We start from the raw sequence: 19,788 nt of genomic DNA on the forward strand, positions 1-19,788 counted from the left end.
TCAGTCGTCTCCTTTCTTTAATACAGATACCATATAAATACTTGCACAGATGAACAGGATCAGAAATCCAATGACAGATACTGCTGCGGCATCGCCCTGTTTACCGTTGTAGAATGCAAGCTTATACAGATAGGTAACCAGTGTATCCGTCCGGTTCGCCGGATCACCCTTGGTGATGGTCCAGATAATCGGGAAGGAGTTGAATACATAAATAATATTCAGTACGGTACTTACGGTAAGAGAAGGACGTACCAGAGGAATGGTGATCTGGAACATTTTTTGCCAGTAGTTGGCACCGTCTACGGTAGCGGCTTCGTAGAAGCCTTCGTCAATACTCTGAAGACCAGACAGAACAGTAAATGTAACAAATGGAATGGTTACAAAGATACCGCAGGCAATTTCCCATGCAAAGTAAGCACCGGCAGTCGGGGTCCAGTTAATGGCATGGTCAATAATACCCAGTCTCATAAGAAGCGTATTTAAGGTTCCATAGTCAGTATCAATAATGAACTTCCATATGCTGGCCTGAACGATCAGAGTGGTAGCCCAGGGAAAAACCACAACGGCTCGGGCAATTTTGCGCCCTTTAAAGTTGTTATTCAGAATAATAGCCAGAATGAAGCCGAGAAGAGTAGATAATCCTACAACGGCTACAGTCCAGATAATTGTATTTTTGAGAACCATGGAAAATACCGGACTGTTCAGTACCTTATGGAAGTTGTCAAAACCGCAGAAGCCTTTGATCAGACCAGCTTTACTGATCTTGCTGAAAGACATGCGAAATACAAATCCAATAGGGATAACGATAAAGATCGCCATCAGAAGTACACTGGGAAGAATCCAGATGTATGGTTCTATTCTTTGAAATTTTTTCTTCACAGGAACACCTCATTTCTAATGTGATATAAAAATGTCACTGACATTTTTCGTATGTATGGACTGAAAAAATGGACCGGACCTAAACAGCCCGGCCCATTTTCTGCTCTCAGAAATATGGTTCTGACTTAACCTGCGATTTCTGCCTGAAGGTTATCCAGCTGCTCCTGAACGCTCTCACCAAGGAGTACATTCTGTTCTGCGCTGATAACACCCTGTTTTACATCTGCCCATTCTGCTTTTGCTGTTGGATAGAACTTGCAGCTTGCAAGAATGTCAATCCAGCTTGCCATATCAGGATCAGCGGCTGCAAGAGCTTCGCCACCTGTCTTAGTAGCTGGAAGGAAGCCTTCCATAGCTACCCAGTCAGTATAACGGTCATCATCATAGAAATAATCGAAGAATGTTGTGATCGCTGCTTTTTCTTCATCTGTGTATTCATTGTCGAAGCACATGAAGCGGTCCATAACACCTGCAGATACAGATTCGCCAGTGTTGCTTGGAATAGAAGCTACACCGTAGTTGACTTCATTTCCACCATCTGCGATATAAGTAGGTAAGCTGTTTGGAGCGATAACCATAGCGATCTTGCCGGCACCAAACATATCCTGCAGATCGTAACGTGTATCATTAGCAGGATCGCTGTTGGTGTAACCGTCATTTACGAGGCTGATAGCGTATTCAATCGCTTCTACATTTTCAGGGCTGTTCAGTGTCCAGTTGCCATCATCATCTACGAATCCGCCACCGTTGTTCCATGTGTAGTAAGCAAATGCTGCCTGACCTTCATCCGTTGTCATATCAATACCCCATGGATAAATGCTGTCATCATATTCTTTGATAGCTTTGCATGCTGCGGTCAGTTCATCCCATGTTGTAGGAACTTCTACGCCGGCGGCTTCCAGAATGTCCTTGTTGTAGTACAGAGCACGTGCGGAAGCAAGATCCGGGATAGCCCATACAGTGCCATCTACTTCGGACTGTGCAAGGAAAGCATCGTACATTTTGCTGTAGGTTTCTTCGGATACCACATCCTGAATAGGAAGTAACAGATCATCGGCCTGATAATCAGCGAATACGTCGATATTCAGAACGTCAGGAGCTTCTCCGTTGGCAATACGTGTATTTACTACTGTGTAAATATCATTCCAGGATACTACTTCTACGTTAAGGTTAATACCTGGATTGTCAGCATTGAAATCTTCTACAAACTTTGCCCACCAGTCTGCAGTGTTCTGACCGTACTGTGCAGCGATTACGTTTACATCTACTGCGTCACCTTCTGCCATTGCTCCCATAGATGCCATAGACAGAACCATTGCCATAGCTGCACCCGCGGTTAATACTTTTTTCATTTCAAAGCCCTCCTTAAATAAGTGTCGTCAAATCACCGTGTCGGTCTGTGATTTGTGTTATAGTAAAATTATACTATAATAATTATTTGAAGTCAATGAAAATTATTCATTATGATGATTTGAAAAAATGAATACTAAAGTTCTTTCGTGAAAAAAAGACAAGTTGACAGAAAAGAGGCTGGTAAGATAAGATAGAATTCGTAGGAAAAGCGAACGCAGAAAAAACGGCAACCTGGTAATATGTAAATATGTATAAGAAATGAGGAAAATAAATTATGAAACAATTCGGATTAAATATGGAAAACTATCAGAAACTTGCCAGACAGGCAGCGGCAGAGGGATGTGTACTTCTGGAAAACAGAAACCATGCACTGCCATTGGAAAAAGAAGAACGAATTGCCGTATATGGCAGAATCGCATTTACTTATTATAAAAGCGGGCTTGGCTCAGGAGGTCTGGTGAACACCGGGAAAGTAGATGGAATTCTGGATGCACTAAAAAAGGAGAATCTGAATCTGGATGAAAAACTGGAAGAAATCTATCGAAGCTGGATAGAAAAACATCCTTTTGATGAAGGCGAAGGATGGGGGAAAGTGCCATGGTCGCAAGAGGAGATGCCGGTTACAGAAGAGATGCTGGCCTGTGGAGAAAAGGCAGATGCAGCACTGATCGTGATTGGAAGAACAGCTGGAGAAGATCAGGATAATACAGACGCACCTGGCGGATATCGACTGACGAAGGAAGAAGAACAGCTGATTCAGCAGGTATGCCAGAGAAACCGCCGCAGTATTGTAGTATTAAATACCGGAAATATCATGGACATGAGTTGGGTGGAACGATATCATCCACAGGCGGTGCTCTATGTCTGGCAGGGAGGACAGGAAGGAGGACATGCGGCGGCAGATGTGCTGATGGGCAAAGTGAATCCTTCCGGAAGGCTGACAGATACGATTGCAAAGAAGATCAGTGATTATCCTTCTGATAGCTGTTTTGGAAGCGAAACGGAGAATGTATATCAGGAAGATATATATGTAGGTTATCGCTATTTTGAAACTTTTGCAAAAGAAAAAGTACAGTATCCATTTGGATATGGCCTGTCCTATACTACGTTTTCTATAGAAGGAAAACTGATTTCCCGGATCCGGGAGAAGAATGGAGAGATAAAGATCAGACTGGAAGCAAGGGTAACCAATACCGGTGAATGCGCAGGCCGGGAGGTTCTACAATGTTATGCACAGGTACCACAGGGAAAGCTGGGAAATCCACTGCGCCGACTGGTATATTTCTTTAAAACAGAGAAACTGCAGCCAGGTGAGAGCGTAAGTAAAATGATCGAAATTACCGGATATGATCTGGCTTCTTATGATGACGGCGGCGTGACGGGAAATCGTTCTGCTTATGTACTGGAGCAGGGAACTTATAGATTCTATATAGGAAGTGATGTAAGAAGTGCAGCTTATGCCGGGGAATGTCATCTGGAAGCCCAGGTGGCAGAACAGCTTCAGGAAGCTATGGCACCGGTGTCTGTTTTTCAGAGAATGAAACCGGAAAAAGAGAAAGATGGATATCAGCTTACCTGGGAAGAGGTGCCGGTACGTACAGTTGACCAGGAAGAGAGACGAAGAAAAGAGCGACCGGAGGGGTTGAAGATTACCGGAGATCAGGGATGGAAGCTGATAGATGTACTGGACGGAAAAATAACACTGGATGCGTTCACAGCGCAGTTATCAGAGGAAGATTTAACAGCAATCTTTCGCGGAGAAGGTATGTGCAGTCCGAAGGTCACAGCAGGAACAGCTGCGGCTTTTGGAGGCGTAACAGAGCATCTTCAGGAACTTGGCATACCGGCGGCATGCTGTGCGGACGGACCATCCGGCATTCGTATGGATTGTGGAACCAGAGCATTTTCACTGCCAAACGGAACAGCGCTTGGATGCACATTTGATGAGAAACTGGTAGAAGAATTATATACGATGGTGGGACAGGAGATTCGCCTGAATAAGATAGATTCCCTTCTGGGACCTGGCATTAATATTCACCGCCATCCATTGAATGGAAGAAATTTTGAATATATATCGGAAGATCCATATCTTACCGGGAAAATAGCAGCAGCACAGGTAAGAGGAATGGCCAAACATCAGATTGCCGGAACGATCAAGCATTTCTGTGCCAATAATCAGGAAACGGCTCGAAGCAGGGCAAATAGTGTGGTATCGGAACGTGCTTTAAGAGAAATCTATCTGAAGGGATTTGAGATTGCAGTAAAAGAAGGAGGAGCATGGTCTGTAATGACCACTTATGGTCCGGTAAATGGGGTGTGGACTGCTGGAAGTTATGATCTGTGCACCACTATTTTGCGAAAAGAATGGGGATTTTCCGGGATCGTAATGACTGACTGGTGGGCAATGGCCAATTATGAGGGAATGACCGCAGATAAGACAATGCGTGCGCCGATGGCAGCAGCACAGAATGACATTTTTATGGTGACTTCTGATGCAAAAGCCAGCATGGAGGAAGATGATATGCAAAAGCAGCTGGAATGTGGCTGGCTGACCTGCGGGGAATTGCAGAGGAATGCGGAAAATATTTTGGGATTTTTATTAAGAAGTCCGGCACTTCTGCATATGAACGGAAGGATCTGTCAGGAAGAGCTGGATGCCATGAACAGGAAAGAAGATGGAGATGTGCTGGCATCTGATCTGAAAAATCTTGACGAAGAAGAAAATGGCAGTATACTTATTTCCGGAGACCTGCTTCATCCGAAGTCTGGGAACGCAGACGTGTTCGGCATTCATTTGAAGAAAAAAGGAAGTTACCGGATTCATATGAAACTGCGCTCAGATCTTGGCGGACTGGCACAGATACCGGTTACGGTATATTGCAACAATACCCTGAAGACAATGGTATCAGTGCAGGGAAGTGAAGGCGGCTGGCTGGAGATTGATCGGAATCTGGATGTGCTCATGGCAGGAAATCATTATATCAAGTTTTATTACGGAGGAAATGGACTGGAGTTTGAAACAATCCGTATTTATCTGGAGGAAGAACATGACTGAAAAATTATTTTACGCAAATGCATATCAGAAAACATTCGAAGCAACAGTAACAGATTGTCGGGAAGGAAAAAAGGGATATGAAGTGATTCTGGATCGCAGTGCCTTTTATCCGGAAGGCGGCGGTCAGCCAGGAGATACTGGTATTCTTCAGTGTGCTGATCAGACAGTAGAAGTGACAGATACCCACGAAAAAGATGGGGAAATTCTTCATTTTTGTGGACAACCACTGGAAGTGGGAAGAAAGATAACAGGAACTGTCGATTGGGAGAGAAGATTTGACCTGATGCAGAATCATTCCGGGGAACATATTGTCAGCGGTCTGGTGCATCAGAAATTTGGTTATGATAATGTGGGATTCCATATGGGAAAGGATACCGTAACCATTGATTTTAACGGTGAGTTCACTGTGGAAGATATGCAAGAATTCGAACGGGCAGCAAACGAAAGAGTCTGGGCTAATGAGAAGGTAGATATCACCTCTTATACCGAAGAAGAAGTAAAAGCTGTGGAATACCGCAGTAAAAAAGAACTGCATGGCATGGTGCGTATTGTAACCTTCCCAAATGCAGATGTGTGTGCCTGCTGTGGAACGCATGTCAGTTATACAGGGGAAATCGGTCTGATTAAACTGATTTCTCTGCAGAAGTTTAAAGGCGGCATGAGAATGGAGATGCTTTCAGGAAGAAGAGCCATGGATTATGTGGCAGAGATTTGCAGGCAGAATCAGCAGATTTCGGTAGCACTGTCAGCGAAGCCGATGGAGACAGCAGAAGCAGTAGAACATTTGAAGAAAACACAGATGGATCAGCAGTTCCAGATGGGAGCATTGGAACAGAAACTGTTCCAGAATATGGCAAAACAGTATGAGGGCAGTGGCAGTGTACTGCTTTTTGAAGAAGACCTGGCGGCAGATAGTGTCCGAAAGCTGGCAGCAGAAATTATGGAGACCTGTGAGGGCCGCTGCGTTGTCTGCTCCGGAGACGACGAACATGGTTACAAGTATGCTATGGGTGAAAAAGACGGAGATCTGCGTGTACTTGTGAAAGAATTCAACACAGTACTGAATGGCCGTGGAGGTGGAAAGCCATTCTTTGCACAGGGAAGTGTAAATGCAACAAGAAAAGAGATTGAAGAATTTTTGAAATAGACAGAAGATGCTGCTGGCCAGACATGGTCAGCAGCATAATTTTTGCAAAAATATGCAACATGCTATTGACAAACAAAAACATATTATATATAATAACATCACTTACCGATTCTGATAAGTATCTGTCATATCGACAATGAATTCACTTTTACAAAAGCATAACAGACAATGAAGTTGTAACCCTGGTGTTTTGACATCCAAATCATTTTATTCGAAAAAGGAGACGAGGATATATGAGAATTGTTTGTCTGGTCAGCATTGGTGGTCTGGCTGTTCTTTGGGATTTTTATTCCCGGCGTATTCCGAACCAGTTGACAGGAACTGGATTTCTGGCTGCATTAGCATGGCAATGGAGTGCCAATGGGCCACCCGGGATATTCGATTTTTTAGCGGGGGCCATTACACCGGTAATTGTGTTGGGAATTTTGCATTATTTTAAAATGCTTGGATCTGGAGACCTGAAGTATTTTATGGTGATCGGAGGATTTCTGGATCCGAGACGAAGTCTGAAGTGTATCTGCGTTTCATTTCTGATTGCTGCTATGATTTCTCTGGCAGTGATTATCAAATATCGTATCTTAAAAAAACGTCTATATCTATTGATTCATTATGTAAAAAAATATATTAGCACAGGGGTCTGGGAGCCATATATTGCAGAAACGGAGAATCCTGCATATCTGCATATGTCACTGCCAATATTCCTGGGAAGTTTGCTGGTAACAGGAGGATGGATTTGAAGAAACTTAATTTTGCAATATGTGATCTGGAGGCTACGTATGCCTGCAGGCTGATGAACTATATTACGGAGAAACAACACATACCTTTTGAGATTCTGGTATTTTCAGGAATTGAAAGTCTGCGGGAATTTACGAGGGAAAATCGTGTGGAATTGCTGCTGATTTCATCCAGAATGATGTGTGAGGAAATCAGTAATATGAATATTAACCGAATTGTTATGCTTTCAGAGGGTGAGGTGGCACCACAGTATGTGGATTATCCTACCGTCTATAAGTACCAGTCATCGAATAATCTGGTGGCTGAGGTGATGAATTTTTATGCCAGTGACACGAATGGACAGGTGCCATATTTTATGAAGCGTAATGCGCAGATCATCGGCATTTATTCTCCGGTAAAACGGTGTGGAAAGACTTGTTTCGCATTGACTCTTGGACAGATACTTGCGAAAAAGCAGCCTGTTTTGTATCTGAATTTAGAGGAATGTGCAGGTTTCCCGACACTGACTGGACAGGACTACGGAGCGGACATTACGGATGTAATGTATTTTGTACGACAGAATAAGGGAAATGTAATTTTTAAGGTTCAGGCCATTGTGCAGCATCTGGGAAATATGGCTTATATACCGCCGGCCTATTCAGCAGGAGATCTGCGTGAAGTAGGGCAGGAAGAGTGGATGCGTCTGCTGGAGGCCGTGACTTCGCTGGGTGGTTATGAGACGGTTATTCTGGATCTGGATGGAGCAGTGGAAGAACAGCTTCCGCTGCTGTCAGCCTGTACAAAAATCTACAGTCCGATTTGCGAAGGGGTGGTGGCAAAAGCGAAAGTGACGCATTATGAAAAGCTGCTAAAAGAGATGGACTGTGAAGAAATCTTAAAAGAAACATCATATCTTCAGCTGCCGTTTGCTGAACCTGCATCGCAGGGAGAATATGCTCTGGAGCAACTGGTAAACGGAGAGATGGGAAATTATGTCAGGACATTACTGCGCAGTGAGGAATAAAACATGAACAGAGAACAGACAGAGTTTGCAGAATTACAGCAAAAGTTGATGAACCGGCTGGATACGTCCAGAGAATTGAAGGATGAGGAAATTTGCGAACAGATTGACCGTCTGCTAATGGAGAAAAGCAGTGGACACTATTACAGTCTGAAAAGGAGGGCACAGCTTAGAACAGAGCTTTTTAATGCAGTCAGAAAGCTGGATATTTTGCAGGAACTGGTAGATAACGATCAGGTGACAGAGATCATGGTAAATGGTCTGGATGGAATCTTCATTGAAGAGAAGGGGCACATTCGAAAATGGGAAAAAGGATTCCAGAACAGGGAAAAGATCGAGGATCTGGTGCAGAGTATTGCAGCAAAAAGTAACCGAATAGTAAATGCTACAGTACCAATTGTAGATGCCAGACTGGAAAATGGAGCAAGGGTCAGTATGGTATTGCCTCCGATAGCATTGAACGGACCGATTATTACGGTGCGTCAGTTTCCGGTACATCCAATCGAAATGGAGCAGTTGATTGCCTGGGGAGCCGTAACGGAGGAGGCGGTACATTTTCTGGAGAAGCTGGTGAAGTCTGGATACAATATTTTTATCAGTGGAGGGACCGGTTCGGGAAAGACCACATTTTTAAATGCACTTTCTAATTATATACCAAAAGATGAGAGGATTATCACTATTGAGGATAACGCAGAGCTGCAGATCCGCGGAGTGGACAATCTGGTGCGTCTGGAGGCGAGAAAAGGCAATACACAGGGAGACCATGAGATAACAATCAGAGATCTGATCAAGGCCAGTTTGCGGATGCGGCCAGATCGGGTGATTGTGGGAGAAGTGCGAGGGGAAGAGACAATAGATATGATTCAGGCCATTATATGTACTATATAATAATTATATATATAATGTATATAAGGATGGAAAATATAGATTAGAGGGAGAGACATAGGAACGATATGAACATTAAGTATAGGTTATTGTGTAAAAGGTTAATAGAGGAACGGAAGAGAGTAGGTGTCATTCAATATTATAATGTACTGTTCATAATGGAGTTAGTGTCAGATAAAGACATATGGTCTTTAGAACAGTGGGTGAATGGTATAAATAACATATATATGAAAGATATACATAATTGGTGTAGAACACATTTTGTTAAATATCACACTGTATTTGTTTACAGGAAAGAGTATCCGGTAAAAGCAAATATTTGGAATGGGTATTCATATATAAGGTGGCGGATGGAGCGGATGATGAATTTGGGATAAGATAACATAGTGATTGCATGAAAGAGAGCCTTAAAGCATGGTGTTCTTTTGAAAGTATGGATAGAATAAAGGCTGAAGGCTCTGCGCTATTCGTTTGGCAGAGCCTGAGTATTCTCTTGATCCGTAGAAAATAAATCTAACTGACCTTCTGGAGTGGAACTTTGACCGGATTCATCTTCAGTTGATGGTTCTCTTTTTTTGGGTGTTTTATGAGTGTATAATTTCTCAAAAGGAAGTGAATACTTGGATTTTTTATTGTATTCTAGTAAAAGAGCTTCTGCGAATCCTAATGAACCGGCACGACGTTCTCTGGCAGTACGACTGATTTCTCTGACAGAGACACGCCCAACTTTTTCTTTAAAGGTGTCATCTTTCATTGTTTCTCCATAAGCATTATCCAAACGGGCAATAGCATTAAGCATATTGGAACTAAAGGACATAGGCGCACCTTCCCATGTGGCAACACAAAGGCGTAAAACACGATCAAGAGTGTGAAAACCATATTTTTCATAGATATTAATTAAAGTGGATACAGCACATATACCTCCGGGGCGAGAGGAAGAAGTAATAGTGAGATCATATGATTCAACAAGGTCACGAATAATAAGTTCTCTATCATTACCAGCTTCAATATTAGCCATGAATATTTCATAAGGTAATAACGATTTGACATATTTCATCTGATTTGCAAAAATATCTGCTTCTTGGGTGTAAACAAGATCATCATAAACCATACACCAGACAGGAGTTTCTCTTGATCCAGAGACGAGAGCAACAATCTCTATAGTGTGTTGTCCGTTGAACACATAATTTATCCCATCACGTCTACTTACTTTTACAGGGTTTATCTGATAAAGGTCAAAATTAGCTGCAGCACGCTGAACGTGTTTGATGGAAAGATTACGTTGATAATCTTGATTTGAACATAAATTTTTAATAGGTATTTGCTCAAAATGCACTTGGGGAACAAACTTTTGTAAATCTTCGGTATTTCCATCCATAATTATATTTCCTCCAATTTTTTTAAAATATTATTTGTTGTTGATATTAGGCACATAAGCTGATATTTAAGCTTATATTTTGCTGTATCAGATGCAATTTTAAAATCTGAAACTTTTAATACTCTTTCGATAGAACTGTTCCACGAGGGAATCGTCAATGTAAGACTTGCAATTTCCGCATCTGGATCAAATTGTGGCAGGTTGCGTATTGAAGGAATAGAAACGGAAGATTCTTTCCTTAACATCGGTTTGGCGTAATTATTCCATAGTAATTCCCTTTTCATATCATGATAACTGAGATGTTCTATCTTTTCGGCAAGAAGGTAGTTATTTAGGCTTAAAAGCTGCTCTTTTGATAATCCTGAAAGCTCAATAATATTAGCTTGGGAAATCCAGAGCTGACCAGAACGAACTCGTTTGACAAAATCGGGAACTTTTTCATCAATTATATCTAGTGCACTACTGTAAGCAGAATATTTGTAAACGGTAGCCATTGCTACATTACATTCTTCGGATATTTTTTTCGCTGCGATGCTTGCACCGGAAATATGAGATTTATTCGTAGATGAAAGTTGTCTTGAAACTAAAATTTTTTCAGCATCATATTTTTTCCCAATCAGGTATTTTTTATTGATATTGGTTAAATCCTCTCGTTTAAGTTGGTCAGTACATATCCATGAAATTACATCTTCTTTACTGGAAAAATGGAGTCTTTTTATTCGGAAAGGAATACTGTGTTTACGAAATAATTCATACGCTTCTATACCATTAATGACAATACCATTCCATGTGCAGATTGGGGTGTGATAGGAATGACATAATATCTGTTGTTCAAGTTGTTTATAATCTTTTTCACTGAGATATTGATACAAATTGGTGAATTCTAGTTTTGTTTTTAATGTATATATACTATAATTGCGCATACTCATCTCCCATTATTTCTGATTTGAATTCTGGTTGTGGCAGTTTTGTGATGATGTTATCCATGGAAAATAGAGCTATTTTCTTATCTGGGTAAATATTGCCTTCTAAACGAAAAATGTTAAATTTCTCCCAAGAAAGGTTAAGCTGGGAAAGTGAATATAGTAATTCTCGGCTGTACAATTCATAACTGTTACCATTGATGACAAAATAATCCTTAACTTTATGTGCCAATTTATCCTCTGCACAACTAGCCTTTATACCTATCATTTTTTGATCAGGATTAACAAGAAGTTGAATATATTCTGGGTTACCAATTTGACGGAGTGTATTGCGGTGGATTCGTATACGATTCTTTTTAAAGTCAATACATATTAGTGGATGGGAAGAGTGTTTGTTGTTCATAGGATTTTTCCTCACTTTCTGTTGTTGATGGTTCTTTTGCTTTTTCTATGGATTTATCAGTTGCCTTCTTCTTTTCTTGTATGTCAAATACTGCGTAGCCTTCAAATATATTGACTTGCATTGATTTTTGATGTTCTTCCACTGGAATACCGAACTGATTCTTCCATTCTTCAGGATAAGAAGGTGTCCTAGCAGTGGTTACAGTTCCATTGTCTTTTAGTGTACGAGGAAATATTTCAGGTGAAGTTAAATCGAAAATGAACAGTATTTCATTGCCAGAACGAATTAGTTTGCCGAGAATCTTGTACCGATAATTAGGATTCCAGTCCATGAGAGATATCACTTTAGCAAAGAAAATTCGACAGGTGATTTGTTTTGGCGAACGCTTTTTTCCAGAGGAACACCAACGAAAAGAGTCTTTTTCTTCTTCTCGACAGGGACGGACAGCCAGTTTTTTTTCAATGGGATTGACTAATATTTGCACATATTCGACATCGGGTAGTTTTTTTATGCAGGCGGTATTTACAGATACCTTGTAGTTATTAAACGTAAACGAAGGTTCGTAAATATGAGCGAAGAATTCGCCACGTACAACTTGATAACCGTCATAGCTGAAAGAATCATCGTCAATGACTTCCATTTGATTTGAGGGGCTGGGTGCGACTGTTATTGGCATAGGTGTGTTGATTTTCATCATATCAGAAGGTTCTGTAGTCATATTCCATTGATTTATAGGTTGCTCGCTCATTGGGTGTCTCCTTTAATTTCTGTAATAATATTCTTTATATTTTGTATAATGGTTTCTTTGGGAGTGGTTTGTAGCTCGGGTTCTTTATAAGGTTTACTTTCTGAAGCAGTCTGCCAGTTTTTGTCCGCTGTAAATTCTGTTAATTCTGGCGCTTGAGACTGAGTATAGTAATTATTACCGAAGCTATTCATCCAGTCGGCAGGATAAGCTAACACACTCTTAGAATCAGATATTGTATCAGACGTGTTATTGTTGAGGGCGGATACGTCGTTGGTATTTGTCGGTATTCGTATTTCTGTATCGTCCATGTTGAAAATAAGGACATTTTCATTGTCTTTTTGGTGGGCAACTCCTAATATTCTATATTTGCATTTTTTGTCCCATTTAAATATCTCGTATAATGTTGGCAAAAATGCAGCGCCGGAAATTGGTTTTGGAATAAGTTGACCATCTTTGAGACGTGACCACTGCACTTTATTTTTTGTTTCAGAGGAACATGGTCGGATAGCAAGTAGTTTTGAGCTTGGGTGTATTAGCAGTTCGACAAATTTTATGTTTGGAAATTTCCGTATAGCATCTTTGTTAAAAGAGATCTGTTTATATGAAAAAGAAACAGAAATCCGACCAACAGAGGAGAAAAATTGTCCTCTGGCAACTTCATAGTCTCTTAAATCGAAGGAACCGGCGGAAGCAGTAATTGTATCAGGTACATTCATATTTGCCGGTTTAAGGACGCTTTGAGATGCTTCAAAGTAGTCTCTGGCTTTAAATCCAGACCATCTTGGATTAATGCTTATAAATCCACTTAGAGAGCCTTCTTGTATCACATGTAATTCTGGTAAAATCTCTTTATTTCCATATTTCGCATTTGTAATTAATTTTTGAACAGCTATGAAATCATCTCGGGAGATAATAGCTTCGTGATGTCCGACTTTTCTGTATTGATTACGGTCTTGATTGTTTTTCCTTGATTTATGGTCAAGATAATTTGGAGTCCATGTTTTTCTCGCCAGAACATCCCCACAATGGCGTTCATTTTGAAGGATTTGTAGTATGGTACTGGATGACCAGACATCATTATTCTTTTTTGTTTTACAACCGAGTTCTGTCAAAGAATCAGCAATTTGTTGAGTACTGCTTCCATTCAGATACATATAAAAAATAAGCTGCACAATTTTAGCTTCATGTGGATTGATTACAAGATCTCCATTTTCGTCTTGGTCATATCCGAGCAGAGGAGGTGTAAGGAATATTCCCCGACGAAAACGCATTTCAATGGAAGAATTCATAATTTCACTTTTGGTATGACTTTCTTCTTGCGCAAGTGTTGACATGAATGACAGAATCATTTCGCTTTTGGGATCAAGAGTATTTAAATGCTCTGTTTCAAAAAATACACCGACGGGTGGACGGAGTGAAGAAAGCTCTCGTACATATCGGATACAGTCAACAACGTTTCTTGCAAATCGGGATACACTTTTTGTTATGATTAAATCAATTTTTCCGGATTCACAATCTTCAATCATTTTTTTGAATGCATCTCTATGTTGAAGCGAAGTGCCGGAAATGCCTTCGTCGGCATATATTTCTACAAGCATCCAATTCGGATTTTTATTTACTACATCCTGATAATGATTTTTCTGCAATTCATATGAGGATGTTTGGCGTGGATCATCCGTAGATACCCTTGCATATACAGCTACTCGTAGTTTTTTTTCTGTTTTAAAAATATCCTCTGGTGGAAGTGCCGGAATTACTTCCAGTTCTTCTGGATCAATACCTTTGTATCTTTGCCGGATTCTGGCTTTCTGTTCATCAATATTACTGCTTCGTTCTTCACTTTCTTTCATCAATAGCGACATCCTTTATAGTTGATATAACTATCATAGAATTTTTGGATTGAAAAAGACATAAACCATCGGTTAAGTGATTAACGGATGGTTTATGTAGAAATAGATATTTGATTGTTATTGAATGATTTAATAATCATTCAGGTTATCAGCATCGTAATTGTGTTTTGAGGATAGATGCCAATCATTGATTCGTAAAATGTTTTTTATGGCTGAAAGAACCTCGAATATGTAACGTTTTTCAGTGCTGGTACAATCTGCCATTAATAAATCAATGTCAGTTTGATATTCAGTAGGATTGTATAACAAGTTCCCATAGAGTAATTCATCAATAGTAATTTCAAGTGCATTGCTAATTTTGATTAAAGATTCTAAACTGGGTTTACGCTTGGCATTTTCTATATAGCTTATATAAACAGTAGAAAGATCAGCAATTTCAGCCAGCTCCTCGGCAGATAATCCTCGTTGTTTGCGGGTTTCTCTTATACGTTTGCCTATAAGTGCATAATTTATTTCCATGTCCTCACCTCCTTTCCATCACAACTTGACTTTTTTGTGTTGTAGATAGAAAAAATGGTGAGCTACACAACAGCAATTGGTTGTATAAAGAGAAGTATATCATATGTATATAGCAAAAAGAAGATTGTCGATTGATGGGAGAAAAAGGCGATGAGTTGTAATTGAACAACAGTGAAAAAAGGGTTATCATTTATGTATTAAAAATTATGTCTGGGAGGAAAATACATGGCAGATAAAGAGGAAATCAAAACACTGAAGGAATTAGAGGAAAAAGGAAGAATACTGCGGGGAGTACAAAGAAAAATTCCGGCAGATGTGCCAAGAAAATAAAATGATAAAGGGTTCGACAGTGCTGAAACTATATGATAAAATTGAAGAAATACAAAGAGAATATGAGCATTTAGATAATAAGCTGGCATTAATGGAATACAACTTTATATAGTTCTATTTTTTTTGTTTTAATACTACTGTTTCCCTTAGTAAATACTTGTAAGATACATCTCTAATATTTTTTCGGATTTCTAGTTACAATTAAGGTAACTACTATCGGAAAGAGGTGTATTTACTTGCGTACAGAGGATTATATTGCGGACAATATTATAGCTTTATGTAAAAAACGTGATATGAGTAAATATCGGCTGTCACAATTGACTGGTATATCTCAATCTTCGATTGGAAAAATTATTGCTAAAGAAAGTTTACCCACTATGCCTACTGTAGAAAAGATATGTGATGCACTGGGAGTAACAATGGCACAATTCTTTGCCGGAATGGATGTTCCAGTAAGCTTATCAGAATCACAACAAGAGGTTCTGAATATTTGGAATAATCTTGATGAAAAAGAACAGAATGTAGTGATACAAATGCTCCGGGGACTTCAAAAATAAAGGAAACAGTTGTAACGAAAATGTTGACTGTTTCTTTTTTTATGGAGTTGGGAGATTATGGTGATTGAAAAGAAATATTATGATATTGCACAGCGTGAATTGGAAGAAATGCAAAGAGAAATTAATGCAGAAAAAGCGCAAATGTCAGAAGAAGAGATACTAGAGGATAAAAAATGGCATGATGAACAATTGGAAACAATTATAAAAAAGGCAGAAGCTCATATGCGTCGTTTTAAGAAAGTTCCAGATCCTCAAAAAGTAGTGAAATTCACTTTTTTACAAAAAGATGCATTGGAAATTGCCCGAAATATGCAGATGAATATAAAAACTGAGCGTAAAGAAGATGATTTATGGGGGACGATAGAAATGTCATTTAATAATATGTGGTTTTTAGATTCGGCTCCTAGTGAATGGAAAGATATTTGGAATAACTTGATGAAAGAAGCTCAGAGAGTGTATATAGAAGCAAAAGATAACATGATCATGTATCAATATTATTATGATTTGGCGGTAGAAGTTCCTTGTGTGTAGACAAAATACAAATAATGATATATGAATGCTGTTCTGTAATAATTTTATGATATACTGTGGATATGATATGTAAAAATAGTCGGAGAAAGATTTGTGAATGTACGATTATTTAGGAGGAAAAAGCATGACAGATGCAGAACAAAGAGAGGCTGCCCGTCAATTTGTAAACCGATGGATGGGAAAAGGGAAAGAAGATGAAGATGGACGTTCTTATTGGATTGATTTATTGACGAATGTTTTGGGAATGGATAATGTGACAGAACGTTTGAACTTTGAAAAGAAAGTTGTAATTGATGGAAATACAAAACGTATTGATGTATATATTCCTGAAACACGAGTAATTATTGAACAGAAGAGTCTTGGAAAAGCATTGGATCAGAAAATCAGGAATTCAGGAGATGTTGATCTTACTCCATTTGAACAGGCAGACAGATATAATGGGAAGCTGACTTTTGATGAAAGAGCTCGGTGGATTGTTACGTCAAATTTTGCTGAAATTTGGATTTATGATATGAACCAGAAACAGCCAGAACCGACAAAGATTGCTTTAGATGAATTACAAAGCAAATATCCATTGTTGGACTTCTTGGTGAAAAAGGAAGTAAAGACAATATCGCATGAAATGGAAGTATCAATAAAAGCAGGAGGTATTGTTGGGCTTCTTTATGATGCGTTTTTAAAACAATATCGTATACCAGATATTAAGGAAAAGGATGAAACATTTGAGCAGAAAGAAAAAAGAGAGCATAAACTAAAGAGCCTGAATGCTTTATGTGTGCGAATTGTTTTTTGCTTGTATGCAGAAGATGCTGGTATTTTTGGAAAGAGAAATATGTTCCATGATTATTTGGAAACATATGAAGTAAAGGATTGCCGGAGAGCTTTAATAGAATTATTTAAGATATTGGATACACCTGTATCAGAGCGAGACGAGTATTTGGAGGAAGAACTTGCTCAGTTCCCGTATGTAAATGGTGGGTTATTTGCTGATGAAACTATTGAGATACCACCTTTTACAGAGGAAATTAAAGAATTACTTCTTACAAAAGCGTCAGAAGATTTTGATTGGAGTGATATTTCTCCAACTATATTTGGAGCGGTATTTGAATCTACATTAAATCCTGAGACCAGACGTTCAGGAGGAATGCATTATACATCTATTGAAAATATTCATAAAGTTATTAGTCCGCTTTTTTTGGAAGATTTGCAAAAGGAATTTGATAGTATTAGAGCAATTCAAGTGAAGCGTACCAGAGATAAAAAATTGGAAGAATTCCAAAATAAATTGGCATCACTTACATTTTTTGATCCTGCGTGTGGTTCCGGAAATTTCCTTACAGAAACATACCTGTCGCTTCGTCGTTTGGAGAATGAGGTGATAAAGGAAAAAGTTGGCGGACAAATGACATTGGTAGAGGTAAATAATCCAATTAGAGTTTCTATTCAGCAATTTTATGGAATAGAGATTAACGATTTTGCAGTTACAGTTGCAAAAACGGCTTTATGGATTGCAGAATCTCAAATGTTGGAAGAAACGAAAAATATTGTGTATGGATTTAATGATGATTTTCTTCCTTTAAAGACATATGTAAATATCACAGAAGGAAATGCATTAAGAGTTGATTGGAATGATGTAATTCCTGCAGAAAAATTATCGTTTATAATGGGAAATCCGCCATTTGTAGGAGCACGTTGGATGGCGTCGGAGCAGAAGGAAGATGTTGAGAAGATATTTGAAGGATGGAAGAGTATAGGAAATCTTGATTATGTTAGTTGCTGGTATAAAAAAGCAGCTGACTATATGGGAAATTATAATATCAGAGCAGCATTGGTATCAACTAATTCAATTACACAAGGAGAAAGTGTTTCGATTCTCTGGAAACCGCTTTTTGAATCAGGTGTACATATTGATTTTGCATACAGAACATTTATATGGGATAGTGAAGCGTCAATAAAAGCGCATGTTCATTGTGTAATTGTTGGCTTTAGCAGAGCTGTAAATAATAAGCAGAAAATAATTTATTCAGGTGAGAACGCAATTCCGGCGAATAATATTAATGGATATTTGCTTGATGCAGAAAATATATTCATTGAAAAAAGAATGAAACCATTGTGTAATGTTCCTGAAATAGCATTAGGTGGGCAAGCAATAGATGGTGGATTTTTAATATTGACGGAAGAGGAAAAGGAAGAGTTTTTGGAAAAAGAACCACAAGCTTCTCCGTTTTTTAGACATTATATGATGGGAAAAGATTTTATTGATCGAAAGCCGAGATATTGTATTTGGCTTGTTGGAGCTGATCCTGGATTATTAAAAAAATGTCCGATGATATTAGAACGGGTGAATAAAGTACGTGAATTTAGACTTAGTAGTACAAGAGCGAACACAAAAAAAGCGGCTGAGAATCCAACTTTATTTGCATCAATACTTGAACATAAAAATCAATATATTGCGATTCCCAAAGTTTCTTCTCAGAATCGTAGATATATTCCAATGGATTATTTAGATGGTGAAATTATTCCGGGAGACAAATTATTCACTATGCCAAATGCATCATTTTATGAATTTGGTGTATTGATGTCGAATGTTCATATGGCATGGATGCGAGCAGTGTGTGGAAGATTAAAAAGTGATTATAGTTATTCAAACACAATAGTGTATAACAATTTCCCGTGGCCTGTAGTAACGGAGAAGAATCGGGAACAAATTGAAAAATCGGCACAGGAAATTTTGAAAGCAAGAACATTATATCCTAATAGTAATCTTGCGGCTTTATATGATCCTTTAACAATGCCAGCCGAGTTACGGCGAGCACATACTGCAAATGATAAAGCTGTTATGGCTGCGTATGGCTTTAGTACAAAAATGACGGAAGCAGATTGTGTGGGAGAGTTGATGAAATTATACCAGAAAATGCAATGATAAAAGTTTATAGAGCTGTTTTTTGCTCAAAGTAAAATCTTTGAAAACATAGAATATTCCAAATCCATAAAAGATGAATGAAAACCAATATGGGAATTTTACAGGTGGTACAAAATTTGTAAAATTTTCATATTGGTTTTTTGGTAATCTGTAAAAATTATAAATTTTGGATATCAAGTAAGGTTTCGGATTTTTGATTTTTATGTATTTTTCAATTTTGGATATGGCTCCGAAATTGGCAATTTTGCGGAAGTGTATCCACACTTCCTGTCCTTGCTGTTTTTATAATCACATGGTGATTTCACAGGGATATAGGGCTGTTTAGCCTATTTTTTCTCCCTGTGCTGTGACCGAAGAAATTCGAGGAACCAATTATATATTTATGCTGAATGTGAGGAACTGGGGAGCACAATCCTCAGCAAGAATCCTACGTCCGGAAAATATCATATTGCTAAAATAGCGATATGGTATTACCGGGGTGGATCTTGCTCTAGTGTATACTGAGACCTCGGCATAAATAGAAAAATGGGTTTGGGGAATCCCCAGCAAGATGAAAACCTGATAAGAGAATA

Annotated in this window: 16 protein-coding genes; 8 read left to right on the top strand and 8 right to left on the bottom strand. The window is 39.0% G+C overall.

Going from position 1 to position 19,788, the window contains the following annotated elements; all coding sequences use genetic code 11:
• A complete protein-coding gene (locus OCV47_RS04845; RefSeq protein ID WP_262654143.1) occupies window positions 1-879 on the bottom strand; it encodes a carbohydrate ABC transporter permease in 879 nt (292 codons plus the stop codon).
• Window positions 880-1,004: 125 nt separating this feature from the next.
• Window positions 1,005-2,231, bottom strand: a complete 1,227-nt coding sequence (locus tag OCV47_RS04850; protein ID WP_262654144.1) for an ABC transporter substrate-binding protein — start codon at window positions 2,229-2,231, stop codon at window positions 1,005-1,007.
• Window positions 2,232-2,506: 275 nt separating this feature from the next.
• On the opposite strand from OCV47_RS04850, the gene OCV47_RS04855 reads away from it, so the two are divergent.
• From OCV47_RS04855 to OCV47_RS04875, 5 genes are all read left to right on the top strand, one after another.
• Window positions 2,507-5,287, top strand: a complete 2,781-nt coding sequence (locus OCV47_RS04855) for a glycoside hydrolase family 3 protein (RefSeq protein ID WP_262654146.1) — start codon at window positions 2,507-2,509, stop codon at window positions 5,285-5,287.
• The gene (locus OCV47_RS04860; RefSeq protein WP_262654147.1) at window positions 5,280-6,434 is read left to right on the top strand and encodes an alanyl-tRNA editing protein; all 1,155 of its coding nucleotides are present in this window, start codon (window positions 5,280-5,282) and stop codon (window positions 6,432-6,434) included. The genes OCV47_RS04855 and OCV47_RS04860 overlap by 8 nt, the downstream gene beginning before the upstream one ends.
• A 233-nt stretch (window positions 6,435-6,667) precedes the next feature.
• Window positions 6,668-7,171 carry an A24 family peptidase gene (locus OCV47_RS04865; RefSeq protein ID WP_262654148.1) on the top strand — a complete coding sequence of 168 codons (504 nt, stop codon included), beginning with the start codon at window positions 6,668-6,670 and terminating at the stop codon, window positions 7,169-7,171.
• Window positions 7,168-8,172 carry a P-loop NTPase family protein gene (locus OCV47_RS04870; protein ID WP_256300146.1) on the top strand — a complete coding sequence of 335 codons (1,005 nt, stop codon included), beginning with the start codon at window positions 7,168-7,170 and terminating at the stop codon, window positions 8,170-8,172. The genes OCV47_RS04865 and OCV47_RS04870 overlap by 4 nt, the downstream gene beginning before the upstream one ends.
• Window positions 8,173-8,175: 3 nt before the next feature.
• Window positions 8,176-9,057, top strand: coding sequence for a TadA family conjugal transfer-associated ATPase (locus tag OCV47_RS04875; RefSeq protein ID WP_262654149.1), 882 nt, complete (start codon window positions 8,176-8,178; stop codon window positions 9,055-9,057).
• Between the two features lie 460 nt (window positions 9,058-9,517).
• Here the strand turns inward: OCV47_RS04875 and OCV47_RS04880 are convergent, their stop codons facing one another.
• The 6 genes from OCV47_RS04880 to OCV47_RS04905 all read right to left on the bottom strand — a co-directional run bounded on the left by OCV47_RS04880 (window position 9,518) and on the right by OCV47_RS04905 (window position 14,875).
• Entirely contained in the window at window positions 9,518-10,432 is a 915-nt protein-coding gene (locus tag OCV47_RS04880) for a DUF6551 family protein (protein ID WP_055155695.1), read from the bottom strand.
• 2 nt (window positions 10,433-10,434) lie between these two features.
• A complete protein-coding gene (locus tag OCV47_RS04885) occupies window positions 10,435-11,355 on the bottom strand; it encodes a hypothetical protein (protein ID WP_055196442.1) in 921 nt (306 codons plus the stop codon).
• Window positions 11,342-11,758: a hypothetical protein gene (locus OCV47_RS04890; protein ID WP_055196441.1), complete on the bottom strand. Its 417-nt coding sequence runs from the start codon at window positions 11,756-11,758 to the stop codon at window positions 11,342-11,344. The genes OCV47_RS04885 and OCV47_RS04890 overlap by 14 nt, the downstream gene beginning before the upstream one ends.
• A complete protein-coding gene (locus OCV47_RS04895) occupies window positions 11,718-12,506 on the bottom strand; it encodes a hypothetical protein (RefSeq protein WP_055177523.1) in 789 nt (262 codons plus the stop codon). The genes OCV47_RS04890 and OCV47_RS04895 overlap by 41 nt, the downstream gene beginning before the upstream one ends.
• Window positions 12,503-14,356: a recombinase family protein gene (locus OCV47_RS04900; protein WP_055196440.1), complete on the bottom strand. Its 1,854-nt coding sequence runs from the start codon at window positions 14,354-14,356 to the stop codon at window positions 12,503-12,505. Before OCV47_RS04900 ends, OCV47_RS04895 begins: the two co-directional genes overlap by 4 nt.
• Window positions 14,357-14,485: 129 nt before the next feature.
• On the bottom strand, window positions 14,486-14,875 hold the full coding sequence (locus OCV47_RS04905; RefSeq protein ID WP_055177530.1) for a helix-turn-helix domain-containing protein: 390 nt from the start codon (window positions 14,873-14,875) through the stop codon (window positions 14,486-14,488).
• A 566-nt stretch (window positions 14,876-15,441) separates the two neighbouring features.
• Between OCV47_RS04905 and OCV47_RS04910 the strand changes: the two genes are divergently transcribed.
• The 3 genes from OCV47_RS04910 (at window position 15,442) to OCV47_RS04920 (ending at window position 19,216) form a co-directional block, all read left to right on the top strand.
• Window positions 15,442-15,762, top strand: a complete 321-nt coding sequence (locus OCV47_RS04910; protein ID WP_013976760.1) for a helix-turn-helix domain-containing protein — start codon at window positions 15,442-15,444, stop codon at window positions 15,760-15,762.
• Between the two features lie 57 nt (window positions 15,763-15,819).
• Window positions 15,820-16,293: a hypothetical protein gene (locus OCV47_RS04915; protein WP_015513591.1), complete on the top strand. Its 474-nt coding sequence runs from the start codon at window positions 15,820-15,822 to the stop codon at window positions 16,291-16,293.
• Between the two features lie 124 nt (window positions 16,294-16,417).
• Window positions 16,418-19,216, top strand: a complete 2,799-nt coding sequence (locus OCV47_RS04920) for a DNA methyltransferase (protein WP_055196439.1) — start codon at window positions 16,418-16,420, stop codon at window positions 19,214-19,216.
• The last annotated feature ends 572 nt before the right edge of the window (window positions 19,217-19,788 follow it).

Origin of the sequence: Muricoprocola aceti (assembly GCF_025567005.1) — a bacterium.
GTDB lineage: Bacteria > Bacillota > Clostridia > Lachnospirales > Lachnospiraceae > Marvinbryantia > Marvinbryantia aceti.

Excerpts from the sequence above, each read along its gene's own strand:
- OCV47_RS04855 (WP_262654146.1), top strand. The coding sequence starts at position 2,507 with ATGAAACAATTCGGATTAAATATGGAAAACTATCAGAAACTTGCCAGA.
- OCV47_RS04860 (WP_262654147.1), top strand. The coding sequence starts at position 5,280 with ATGACTGAAAAATTATTTTACGCAAATGCATATCAGAAAACATTCGAA.
- OCV47_RS04920 (WP_055196439.1), top strand. The coding sequence starts at position 16,418 with ATGACAGATGCAGAACAAAGAGAGGCTGCCCGTCAATTTGTAAACCGA.
- OCV47_RS04880 (WP_055155695.1), bottom strand. The coding sequence starts at position 10,432 with ATGGATGGAAATACCGAAGATTTACAAAAGTTTGTTCCCCAAGTGCAT.
- OCV47_RS04895 (WP_055177523.1), bottom strand. The coding sequence starts at position 12,506 with ATGAGCGAGCAACCTATAAATCAATGGAATATGACTACAGAACCTTCT.
- OCV47_RS04890 (WP_055196441.1), bottom strand. The coding sequence starts at position 11,758 with ATGAACAACAAACACTCTTCCCATCCACTAATATGTATTGACTTTAAA.
- OCV47_RS04885 (WP_055196442.1), bottom strand. The coding sequence starts at position 11,355 with ATGCGCAATTATAGTATATATACATTAAAAACAAAACTAGAATTCACC.
- OCV47_RS04900 (WP_055196440.1), bottom strand. The coding sequence starts at position 14,356 with ATGAAAGAAAGTGAAGAACGAAGCAGTAATATTGATGAACAGAAAGCC.
- OCV47_RS04850 (WP_262654144.1), bottom strand. The coding sequence starts at position 2,231 with ATGAAAAAAGTATTAACCGCGGGTGCAGCTATGGCAATGGTTCTGTCT.
- OCV47_RS04875 (WP_262654149.1), top strand. The coding sequence starts at position 8,176 with ATGAACAGAGAACAGACAGAGTTTGCAGAATTACAGCAAAAGTTGATG.
- OCV47_RS04915 (WP_015513591.1), top strand. The coding sequence starts at position 15,820 with ATGGTGATTGAAAAGAAATATTATGATATTGCACAGCGTGAATTGGAA.
- OCV47_RS04905 (WP_055177530.1), bottom strand. The coding sequence starts at position 14,875 with ATGGAAATAAATTATGCACTTATAGGCAAACGTATAAGAGAAACCCGC.
- OCV47_RS04865 (WP_262654148.1), top strand. The coding sequence starts at position 6,668 with ATGAGAATTGTTTGTCTGGTCAGCATTGGTGGTCTGGCTGTTCTTTGG.